This is a genomic window from Microbacterium sp. NPDC097977 (assembly GCF_040302605.1).
Classification (GTDB): Bacteria; Actinomycetota; Actinomycetes; order Actinomycetales; family Microbacteriaceae; genus Microbacterium.
On sequence record NZ_JBEOUR010000089.1, the window covers coordinates 1 to 10,958 of the forward strand.

10 protein-coding genes are annotated in these 10,958 nt (G+C 67.9%); 2 read left to right on the forward strand and 8 right to left on the reverse strand.

All coding sequences use genetic code 11. The features are described 5' to 3' along the window. Positions 1 to 851: DMT family transporter (locus ABTZ43_RS15260; protein ID WP_350539416.1), on the forward strand; the 851-nt coding region annotated here is incomplete at its 5' end. Between the two features lie 29 nt (positions 852 to 880). On the opposite strand, the gene pgl is transcribed toward ABTZ43_RS15260, so the two are convergent. From pgl to ABTZ43_RS15300, 8 genes are all read right to left on the reverse strand, one after another. Further along, the gene (gene pgl, locus ABTZ43_RS15265) at positions 881 to 1,666 is read right to left on the reverse strand and encodes a 6-phosphogluconolactonase (RefSeq protein WP_350539417.1); all 786 of its coding nucleotides are present in this window, start codon (positions 1,664 to 1,666) and stop codon (positions 881 to 883) included. After that, on the reverse strand, positions 1,666 to 2,601 hold the full coding sequence (locus ABTZ43_RS15270) for a glucose-6-phosphate dehydrogenase assembly protein OpcA (protein ID WP_045254575.1): 936 nt from the start codon (positions 2,599 to 2,601) through the stop codon (positions 1,666 to 1,668). Before ABTZ43_RS15270 ends, pgl begins: the two co-directional genes overlap by 1 nt. After that, complete coding sequence (zwf, locus tag ABTZ43_RS15275; protein WP_350539418.1) at positions 2,598 to 4,148, reverse strand: glucose-6-phosphate dehydrogenase; 1,551 nt, start codon at positions 4,146 to 4,148, stop codon at positions 2,598 to 2,600. Before zwf ends, ABTZ43_RS15270 begins: the two co-directional genes overlap by 4 nt. 22 nt (positions 4,149 to 4,170) lie before the next feature. Beyond that, positions 4,171 to 5,778, reverse strand: coding sequence for a phosphoglucose isomerase-related protein (locus tag ABTZ43_RS15280; RefSeq protein WP_350539419.1), 1,608 nt, complete (start codon positions 5,776 to 5,778; stop codon positions 4,171 to 4,173). Next, positions 5,775 to 6,887 (reverse strand): transaldolase, encoded by a 1,113-nt coding sequence (gene tal, locus ABTZ43_RS15285; RefSeq protein ID WP_350539420.1) that lies wholly within the window; start codon positions 6,885 to 6,887, stop codon positions 5,775 to 5,777. The genes ABTZ43_RS15280 and tal overlap by 4 nt, the downstream gene beginning before the upstream one ends. Continuing rightward, complete coding sequence (tkt, locus tag ABTZ43_RS15290; protein ID WP_045254673.1) at positions 6,884 to 8,980, reverse strand: transketolase; 2,097 nt, start codon at positions 8,978 to 8,980, stop codon at positions 6,884 to 6,886. Before tkt ends, tal begins: the two co-directional genes overlap by 4 nt. 231 nt (positions 8,981 to 9,211) lie before the next feature. After that, positions 9,212 to 9,697: a hypothetical protein gene (locus ABTZ43_RS15295; RefSeq protein WP_350539421.1), complete on the reverse strand. Its 486-nt coding sequence runs from the start codon at positions 9,695 to 9,697 to the stop codon at positions 9,212 to 9,214. Positions 9,698 to 9,999: 302 nt separating this feature from the next. Beyond that, a complete protein-coding gene (locus tag ABTZ43_RS15300; protein ID WP_350539422.1) occupies positions 10,000 to 10,428 on the reverse strand; it encodes a hypothetical protein in 429 nt (142 codons plus the stop codon). Between the two features lie 244 nt (positions 10,429 to 10,672). Here ABTZ43_RS15300 and ABTZ43_RS15305 point away from each other — a divergent pair. Then, the coding region (locus ABTZ43_RS15305; protein WP_350539423.1) for a UbiA family prenyltransferase at positions 10,673 to 10,958 on the forward strand (286 nt) is incomplete at its 3' end.

Consider the following 10,958-nt stretch of genomic DNA (forward strand, 5'->3'; position numbering starts at 1 on the left):
AGGTCGAGCGTCTGAGCGGGGCGAACGGCACCAGCGGTCTGAGCGCCGGCCAGATCAAGGCGCTCCTCACCCGTCCGTCGTGGTTGGCGGGCACGTTGATGCTCGCACTGGCCATCGTGTGCCAGCTCGCCGCGCTCTCGCAGGCTCCGCTGATCGTCGTGCAGCCGCTCGGCGCCATCGCGCTCGTGATCACCACGCTGCTGAACGCGCGGATCTCCGGACACTCACCCACCAGGCAGTCGATCACAGCGATCGTGTGCTGTGTGGGCGGGATCTTCCTCTTCGTCTTCTTCGCCGCCATCTTCGCGACCGAGAAGGAGATCGCCGACACCGAGCTCTTCACGATCCTGGCGATCCTGCTCGTCGTCATCATCGTGCTCGGGGCCTGCTGGCTCGTCCTCCGTCGCCGCATGCGCGCGCTCTTCTACGTCATCGGCGCGGGTATCCTCTACGGCTTCGTCGCGACTCTCGCGAAAGCCGTGATCAACCGGATCGAAGCCGGCAACTTCGAGTGGATCACGGTGATCTGCGTGGTCGCCCTGATCGCCGCGGCAGCCGTGGGCGCCTACTTCGTGCAGACCGCGTACAGCTCCGGCCCTCCCGACCTCGTGATCGCCGGCCTGACGGTCGTCGATCCGCTCATCGCGGTGCTCATCGGAATGGTCGTGCTGGGGGAGGCCTCCGCCGCTCCGCCGTGGGTCCTGGTGATCTTCGGCGTCGCAGGAGCGATCGCCGTGTGGGGTGTCGTGGGGCTCGCCCGCTACCACCCGCAGGTGCTGAGCGACAGTCAGGACCTCGGCATCTCCCGGGGCAGCGACGCGAAAGGCCCCGAGGAGCACCCCGAGGCCTGAGCGCGTCAGCGCCGTCGCGTTCGACCGCGTCAGTACGCCGGATCGATGAGGTCCGGCGACACCTCCGAGGCCGCGGCCTCGTCGACGAAGAACACCGTGCGCTTGCGTCCTTTCGCACCCGCTGCGGGCACGTTCGTATAACTGGCCCCTGCGAGCGCGAGGCCCAGTGCCGACGCCTTGTCGGCCCCCGTGAGCACCAGCCATACCCGCTTCGACGCATTGAGCACAGGGCGGGTCAGAGTCACGCGCTCGGGCGGCGGCTTGGGGGAGTCGCGCACGGGGAGTGCGGCCGCATCCGTCACCGTGACCTCGGTGCGGTCGGGGAAGAGCGAGGCGATGTGACCATCAGGACCGACGCCGAGGAAGCAGACCGTGAACGACGGCCAGGGGTGCTCGGAGGTACCGAACCTCGCGAGCTCGGCGGCGTAGGCCGCAGCCGCCTCGTCGAGGGTCAGGCCCTCTCCGGAAGCCGCCACCTCGTGCACGTTCTCCTCGGGAACGGCGATGTGATCCAGCAGCGCCTCCCGGGACTGGAGGGCGTTGCGATCGGCGTCGTCGCGCGCGACGAAGCGCTCGTCTCCCCACCAGAAGTGCACGAGAGACCAGTCGATCTGTGCAGACCTCGGGTTGCGCAGGGTCGCTCGCAGCACGGCCCCGCCCATCGATCCGCCGGTGAGGGCGACATGGGCGATCCGCCCGTTTCGCGTGCGGGCGCGCAGCCGGGTGAGGAATCTGTCGGCCACGCTCGTGGCGAGAGCCTCAGGGGTGGCCTCGACCACGACGTGCTTCTCCGCGGACGTTGTCTGCGTCGACATCATTCTCCTGTCTTGGGCGGGCCCAGCTTCTCCCAGCCCTCGGTGATCACTCGACCGTACAGGACGTCGGGGTCGAGCCTGCGCAGCTCCTCGGCGAGACACTCGCGGAGGGTGCGCCGGGGGAGATGCAGGTCGTGGTCCGGCTGATCCGGCTGGGTGAGGACGGCAGCACCCGGCGTCGGGCGCTCGAGCAGGATGTCGCCCGACTCGCGGTGCAGACGCACACCCTTGATGCCCTCCTGCCAGTGCTCCGGATCCTCGTACGACCAGGTGACCGGGACGTCGAGCGCCATCTGCAGCCACGCCGCGAGCAGAGCTGTCGACGGAGAGGCGGAACCGCCTCGGACCTCGACAGCCGTGACCTCTTCGTACGGGGGCTGGTCGAGCACGGCGGCCAGCTGCTCACGCCAGTACGTCAGACGCGTCCAGGCGAGGTCGGTGTCACCGGGGGCGTGCGTCTCCCCGAGGAGCGCGAGCCGATCGCGGACGTCGGGGGCGGTCGCGGCATCCGTGATGCGTCGCTGTGCGATCCTGCCCAGCGGGGATTCCGAGGGAGCGGCCGGTGCTTCCTCCGGCCACCAGGCGACGACGGGAGCGTCGGGCAGCAGCAGCCCGGTGACCAGGCTCTCCTCGTTGCTCGCCGCGTCACCGTAGGCGTGGAGCACCACGACCTCGCTGGCGCCGGCGTCGCCGCCGACGCGGATCTGGGCGTCGAGGTGTGCGTCGCCGTCACCGGTGGTGACGACGATCACGCGCATGGGGTGCTCGCGCGACGCATCGTTCGCCGCGTCGATGGCCGCCTCGGCCACGCCGTTGCGGGCCGAGATGATGAGCGTGAGCACGCGGCCGAGAGCGACCGCGCCGCCCTCTTCGCGCACCTTGACGAGCTGCTTGGCGACCTGGCTCACGGTCGTGTCGGGAAGATCGATGATCATGGGCGTCTCCACACTCGTCCGTCGCGGGCCAGAAGGTCATCGGCGGATGCCGGACCCCAGGAGCCGGGCGCGTACTGGTCGACCGGACCGCCCTCGGCGGCCCAGAACTCCTCCACGGGGTCGAGGATCTTCCAGGAGAGCTCGACCTCCTCGTGTCGCGGGAACAGGGGCGGATCGCCCAGAAGGACGTCGAGGATCAGACGCTCGTACGCCTCGGGGCTCGCCTCGGTGAAGGCGTGTCCGTAGCCGAAGTCCATCGTGACGTCGCGCACGTTGGTGCCGTTGCCGGGCACCTTGGAGCCGAAACGGATCGTGACGCCCTCGTCGGGCTGCACGCGGATGACAAGGGCGTTCTGCCCCAGCTCCGCCGTATTCGAGCGTCCGAAGAGGTGCTCGGGCGCCTTCTTGAACACCACGGCGACCTCGGTGACTCGGCGGCCGAGACGCTTGCCCGTGCGCAGGTAGAACGGGACGCCCGACCAGCGCCGGGTGTCGATCTCGAGCTTGATGGCCGCGTAGGTCTCGGTGGCCGACTCGGGGTTCATGCCGTCTTCGTCGAGGAAGCCGGTGACCTGCTCGCCGCCCTGCCATCCGCCGGCGTACTGTCCGCGAGCGGTCGCGAGCGAGAGATCGTCAGGAACATGCACCGCGGCGAGCACCTTCTCCTTCTCGGCGCGAAGGTGCTCCGCGGAGAGGCTGATCGGCTCTTCCATCGCGGTGAGCGCGAGAAGCTGCAGAAGGTGGTTCTGGATGACGTCGCGCGCGGCTCCGACTCCGTCGTAATACCCCGCGCGTCCGCCGACGCCGATGTCCTCGGCCATCGTGATCTGCACGTGGTCGACGTAGTTGCGGTTCCAGATCGGCTCGTAGAGCTCATTGGCGAAGCGGAGCGCCAGGATGTTCTGGACGGTCTCCTTGCCGAGGTAGTGGTCGATGCGGAAGATCGAATCCGGGGAGAACGCGACCTCGAGGGCGGCGTTCAGCTCGCGCGCGGATTCGAGATCATGCCCGAACGGCTTCTCGATGACGACACGACGCCAGCGCTCGTCGTCATCGTCGTTCGCACCGACGAGACCCGAGTCCTTGAGCTGCTGCGCGACGACGGCGAACGACTTCGGCGGGATCGACAGGTAGAACGCGTGGTTGCCCATCGTGCCGCGTTCGACATCGAGCTGATCGACCGTCTCGCGGAGCTTGCGGAACGAATCGGGGTTGTCGAACTCGCCGGACACGAACCGAATTCCCTGGAGCAGCTGAGCCCACGTCTCCTCACGGAACGGCGTGCGCGCGTGCTCTTTGACGGCGTCGTAGACGACCTGCGCGAAGTCCTGGTCCTCCCAGTCGCGACGGGCGAACCCGACGAGGGCGAATCCGGGCGGCAGGAGTCCGCGGTTGGCGAGGTCGTAGACCGCGGGCATGAGCTTCTTGCGTGACAGGTCTCCGGTGACGCCGAAGATCACGAGAGCGCTGGGCCCCGCGATCCGGTTGAGGCGGCGATCATCGGGGTCACGCAGCGGGTTGTGCCCGCGCGAGATGGGAACAGACATCGGTGGGAGGTTCTCCTGGCTGTTACTTCTGAGCTGCTTCGAAGAGGGTGAGGACGTCGGCCGAGGTATCGGTGATCGTCAGTGAGACGACCGGACGGCCGTGCTCGGCGAGGACACCGGCATCGCCGGCGGCCTGAGCCTCGAGGAGCTGACCGAACGTGTACGGGCGCTCCGGGATCTCGAGATCGACATCCGTGCGCTCCAGGATCTGGACGTACACGCCCTGTGCGGGACCGCCCTTGTGATACTGACCGGTGGAGTGCAGGAAGCGCGGACCCCAGCCGAACGTGGTCGGTCGACCGGAGTCGGCGGCGACGAGTTCGCGGAGCCCCTGCAGCTGCGGCACGTCGAGACGGTTGACGTAGGCCTGGATGGAGACGTATCCGTCATCGGCGAGCCGTGCCCAGAGTGCGTCGAGCACACCCTCGACGGTTCCGGAGACCGCGAGTGCGGGGTCGGAGACGCGGACCTCGACGCCGTTCTCGACGAACGAGGGCTCGGTCGGCGCGGGGCGCGCGTCGAGCAGTCCGCGAGCGGCGACCTTGGCCGACTCGACGTCGGGCTGGTCGAACGGATTGATGCCGAGCAGATAGCCGGCGATCGCGGTGGCGTACTCCCACACGATGATCTGAGCGCCGAGCGAGCCGCTGACGAGGATCTCTCCCTCGTGTCGCTCGCGGAGGTGGAACTCGTTCGCGTCGTCGACCAGACGGACGACCTGCAGGTCGGCAGGCTTCGCATCCAGCTCGGGTGACACGGGAAGCAGCACCACGGGCAGGATGCCGGTGCCGTCCTTGCCGGTGGATTCGGCGATCAGCTGTTCGATCCAGTCCGGCAGCCCCTTGATGTGCGTGCCGTCGGTGATCAGGCCGAGCTTGTCGCGTCGGGGAGTCGTCGCGGCGATGGCCGCCGCGAGACGGAGAGCGGGGTTGTCGGCCGAATCGACCGCGACTTCGAGCAGCGAGGCCTCGGCCTCGTTCAGGAGCTCGTCGATGTCGGCACCGGCGAGACCCGCCGGGACCAGTCCGAACGCGGTGAGGGCAGAGTAGCGCCCTCCGACGTTCGGGTCGGCGCTGAAGACGCGGTATCCCGCATCCCTGGCCGAGCCGTCGAGCGGGGAGCCGGGGTCGGTGACCACGACGATCCGATCGACGGGGTCGATGCCCACGTCGCGGAAGGCCGCTTCGAAGGTCCGACGCTGCGAATCCGTTTCGACGGTGGAGCCGGACTTCGAGGAGACGACGAGGACGGTCGATTCCAGACCCTCGTCGAGCGCCGCCAGCACCTGGCCGGGAGCGGTCGAATCGAGGATCGTCAGCGGTACCCCGGCGGTCTGGGCGATCACTTCGGGGGCGAGCGAGGATCCGCCCATCCCGGCGAGCACGACTCGCGTCACACCCTTCGCGCGCAGATCGGCGCGCAGCGCCTCGATCTCGGCGACGAGGGGGCGAGACACCGACACAGCCTCGACCCAGCCGAGCCGGATCGATGCCTCGGACTCTGCGGCGGGACCCCAGAGGGCGGAGTCCGCGCCGGTGACGCGCGACGCGATCAGGTCGTGGACCAGTGCGGGCACCGTGTCATCGATCGCGACCCGAGCCGCCCCGGAGGCGTGGATCGCGAAAGTCATCGCTGGGCCTCGAGGCCCTCGGCCACCTGCGTCAGCAGATCGTGCCACGAGTCGATGAACTTCGCGACGCCTTCGTCCTCCAGGACCTGGGTGACATCGGTGAAGTCGATTCCGAGCGCGGCCAGGCCGGCGAAGACCTCGCGAGCCTCCTCGTAGCCACCCGTGATGGTGTCGCCCGTGACGACACCGTGGTCGAAGGTCGCCTCGAGCGTCTTCTCGGGCATCGTGTTGACGACGTCCTTCGCGACGAGCTCGGTGACGTAGAGGGTGTCGGGCAGAGCCGGGTCCTTGACGCCGGTCGATGCCCAGAGCGGACGCTGCGCGTTGGCGCCGAGCTTGACGAGGTCCTGAGCGCGCTTCTCCGCGAACTTCTGCTCGAAGAGCTCGTAGGCGAGACGGGCGTTCGCGAGCCCGGCCTTGCTCTTCAGAGCCTCGGCCTCGTCGGTGCCGATCGCGGACAGACGCTTGTCGGTCTCGGTGTCGACACGCGACACGAAGAACGACGCGACCGAGTGGATGCTCGACAGGTCGAAGTCGGCGCTGTGCGCACGCTCGAGACCGGTGAGGTACGCATCGATGACCTCGGCGTAGCGCTCCAGGCTGAAGATCAGCGTGACGTTGACGCTGATGCCGGACGCGATGGCTTCGGTGATGGCCGGGAGGCCGGCCTTCGTCGCGGGGATCTTGACGAGCAGGTTCGGGCGGTCGACCTTGGCCCACAGCTCCTTGGCGGAAGCCACGGTGCCCTCGGTGTCGTGTGCGAGGTCGGGGGAGACCTCGATGGACACGCGGCCGTCGACGTGACCGGACCTCTCCCACACGGGGCGGAAGACGTCGAGCGCTGCCGCGACGTCCTGCGTGGTCGCGGCGAAGACGGCCTCTTCGGCGGTCGCGCCGGAGGCGGCGAGCTCGGCGACCTGCGCGTCGTACGACGTGTTGTTCTTGTCGGTGATCGCGTTCGCGAAGATCGTCGGGTTTGTGGTGACGCCGACGACGTTGCGGGTCTCGATCAGCTCGGCGAGGTTGCCGGAGGAGATGCGGGTGCGGGACAGGTCGTCGAGCCAGATGCTGACACCGGCTGCGGCGAGGTCTGCGGTGGGGGTGCTCATGCGTTCTCCTTGATGGTCTCGCGTGCGGCCGCGATGACGGCCTCGGTGGTGATGCCGAACTTCTCGAACAGGGTCTTGTAGTCGGCGGAGGCGCCGAAGTGGTCGATGCCGACCGAGCGGCCGCGGTCGCCCACGATGCCGCGCCAGCTGAGGACGGAACCCGCCTCGACCGAGACGCGGGCGGTGACGGCCTTCGGCAGGACCGACTCGCGGTACGCCTCGTCCTGCTCGTCGAACCACTCCAGCGAGGGAGCGGAGACGACGCGCACGTTGATGCCCTCGTCCGCCAGGGCCGCGCGGGCGTCGACGGCGAGCTGCACCTCGGAGCCGGTCGCGATGATGATCACGTCGGGCGTGCCGTTCGGAGCCTCGGCGAGCACGTACGCGCCCTTGGCGACACCGTCGGTGGACGCGAACACGTCACCGGACGCGTCGCTCTGGCCGCGCTCGAACACCGGGATGTTCTGACGGGTCAGGGCGATGCCTGCCGGGCCCTCGTGGCGGCGCAGGATCTCGAGCCAGGCGGCCGAGGTCTCGTTGGCGTCGGCGGGGCGCACCAGGGTGAAGTTCGGGATGGCGCGGAGCGTCGCGATCTGCTCGACCGGCTGGTGGGTCGGGCCGTCCTCGCCCAGGGCGACGGAGTCGTGCGTCCAGACGAAGATGCTCGGGACGTTCATCAGGGCGGCGAGACGCACCGGCGGGCGCATGTAGTCGCTGAAGATGAGGAAGGTGCCGCCGAAGGCCCGTGTCGGACCGTGCAGCACGATGCCGTTCACGATCGCGCCCATGGCGTGCTCGCGGATGCCGAAGTGCAGCACGCGGCCGTAGGGGTCGCCCGACCATTCATGGGTCGACCACTCGGCCGGGATGAAGGACTTCGCATCCTTGATCGTCGTGAGGTTGGACTCGGCGAGATCGGCCGAACCGCCCCAGAGCTCGGGGAGCTCGGCGGCGAGTGCGTTGATGACCTGGCCCGACGCCGCTCGCGTCGAGACGTCCTTGCCGCTCTCGAACACCGGGAGCGCCGAGGCGATGTCCGCGGGGAGCTCCTTCGCCTCGAGGCGGTCGAGGAGCGCCTTGCGCTCGGGGTTCGCGGCGGCCCATGCGTCGAACGAGGTCTGCCAGGCGGCGCGTGCCTCGGCGGCGCGGTCCGCCAGTCCGCGGGTGCGTGCGAGAACGTCGTCGGCGACGACGAAGTGCTCCTCAGGGTCGAACCCGAGAACCTTCTTCGTCGCGGCCAGCTCGTCGCCACCGAGGGCGGAGCCATGGATCTTGCCGGAGTTCTGCTTTCCGGGCGACGGCCATCCGATGATCGTGCGGAGGATGATGAGGGACGGCTTCGAGGTCTCGCCCTTGGCGGTCTCGATCGCTGCGTTGAGCTCCGCGACGTCCTCGACGTATTCGCCGGTCTTCTTCCAGTCGACGATCTGCACCTGCCAGCCGTACGCCTCGTAGCGCTTGGCCACGTCTTCGGTGAAGGCGACGTTGGTGTCGTCCTCGATCGAGATCTGGTTGGAGTCGTAGATCGCGATGAGGTTGCCGAGCTCCTGGTGGCCCGCGAGGGAAGAGGCCTCGCTCGTCACGCCCTCCTGGAGGTCGCCGTCACCCGCGATGACGTAGACGAAGTGGTCGAACGGGCTCGTGCCCGGCTGCGCTTCGGGGTCGAACAGGCCGCGCTCGTAGCGGGCGGCGTACGCGAATCCGACGGCGGAGGCGAGACCCTGGCCGAGCGGACCCGTGGTGATCTCGACACCCTTGGTGTGACCGTACTCGGGGTGTCCGGGGGTCAGCGATCCCCAGGTGCGCAGCGCCTTGAGGTCGTCGAGCTCGAGGCCGAAGCCGCCGAGGTAGAGCTGCACGTACTGCGTGAGCGACGAGTGTCCGACCGAGAGGATGAAGCGGTCACGGCCGAGCCAGTCGGTGTCGGTCGGATCGTGGCGCAGCACACGCTGGTAGAGGAGATACGCGGCCGGAGCCAGGCTCATCGCGGTACCGGGGTGGCCGTTCCCGACCTTCTCGACGGCATCCGCTGCCAGCAGGCGCGCGGTGTCCACCGCGCGCCTGTCGATCTCATCCCACTGCAATTCCGACACTGTGAAGCCCTTCTGCAACTGTTCGAGAGCGACCGGAGAGCACTATCGCAGACCGCAACTCTGATGAGGGGTGTGTGATGTGCGCCGGTCGCGCGAGTCATTTCAGCATAGCGCCGTGGTGTGACCCGTTACCCCTTCTTACAACGCGTCGCCGGCTCAGGAATTCCATGTGATGACGCCTGATCTCGGCGAGTCCGGAACTGCGGATCACGATCGGTGGAACACGGTTCCTCAGCATCCGGGCGCGGCCGGATTCTCGCTGCAGGTGCTCGCCACGAGCGCTGTCCGCGCCTCGTACACGGTGATCTCCTGCGGATCGCCTTCGCTGGTGAGGACTCCGATCACGTCCAGCCATCCGGTGCCGAGGTCGACCTCCGCGGTGTACCGGGTGTCGACCTCGGCGGTGTACGTGCCGCGCTGCGAGTACACATGGCTCGTGGGCGTCTCGGTGAACTGCGCCTGACCGAGCTCACGCCAGCTCCGCCCGGACGTCGTGAGCGTGGCGAACGAGCCGTCGCCGTATTCGTAGTCGTATCCCACCGGCGTGAAACGCACGCTCACCGGAGCGCCGAAGAGCTCTCCCGTGCGGGTGTGCACCCCGGCGGCGGGGAGGAAGTTGGTCGGCAGGCCGGCGACGCCGACGTTGTCGGGTTCGGCTGCGACCCGGACAGGTGCGGGCTCGAACCCTGCGAGGTCGGAGACGGTCAGGGGTGGCATACCTTCGGTTTCCACTGCTGTCGGGTCTGCTCCGACCACGATGCAGTGCGGCAGCATCACAGTGTCGAAGACACACACATAGGGAACGGTCGTCTCTACCGGATGCTCCGGTCCGGCGGATCCAGTTCGATCGATCTGAGGTTCGGCGTCCTCGCCGGGCGTCTGACGTCGTTCGGTGACAGTGACTGCGGTTCCGCTTGAGACGCACCCGAATGTCGACTGCTCCGACGCGGTACATGTCTTGGCGACTCCGACTGGGGACGCGGGCAGCGGTAGCGACCCGGTCACGGCGAGCACGGTGATCACTCCGATGATGCGCATGATTCGTCCGTCACCACCTCGGCCGTGTCCAGAAGCACTGCGTCAGCGTTGAGGGTGAAAGTCAGTTCGACGAGAACTCGATCCGGACGGTCTGGAGGCACCAGGGAGACCCCGTCTGCGTCAGTGAACGTCGTCCGGCTGGCATCGGTGCACGCTCTGGCTGTCACGGTTTCGTCGGTCGCGGTTAGAGGATCGAAGAGCACAATGGCGATGTCTCCGCCACGGATATAGCCTTCGGCGTGCATCTCCGACAGCTGTTTCCGCTCATTCGCGGAATAGCTCGCGGTCGTGAAGGCGAAGACCGGCTCGAAGGTTTCAGGTTTCGAGAGGTCGACGGCGTTGAAGGCGGCGATGTAACCGCGGTACGTCTCTTCCGCTGCGGTGAACGCCTCGTCCTCGTTGGTGAACATCGTGGTCGTGGAAGGGGCGGGGGCAGGCGGGGCGCAACCGGCGACCGAGAAGACGATGACGAGAGCGAGGAACGGGTTGAGTGGTCGGCGATGCACCCGCATACGGTATCCAGATCGCGGAGCACGGCGGGGCGGTTGTCCACAGGGTGCGTGTGCCGGAGCCCTGGGCGGTCTCATCGCGCGCGTGCCCTAGACTGGAAAAGCTGTCGTGACGCGTGTGGAGGAGGGGATCGAGATCTCGACGATGTCTGATCAGACCGTTGTGAAGAAGTCCATCGGTCGTACCGTGAAGGCCTACGTCGCCCTCACCAAACCGCGCGTCCTCGAACTGCTGCTGGTGTCCACCGTTCCGGTGATGTTCCTCGCCCAGGGCGGGCTCCCCGACATGTGGCTCGTGATCGCCACGGTGATCGGCGGCTCCCTGAGCGCCGGATCCGCCGCGGCGTTCAACATGTACCTCGACCGCGACATCGACGCGCACATGCACCGCACCGAGAACCGTCCGCTCGTGACGGGAGAGATCACTCCGC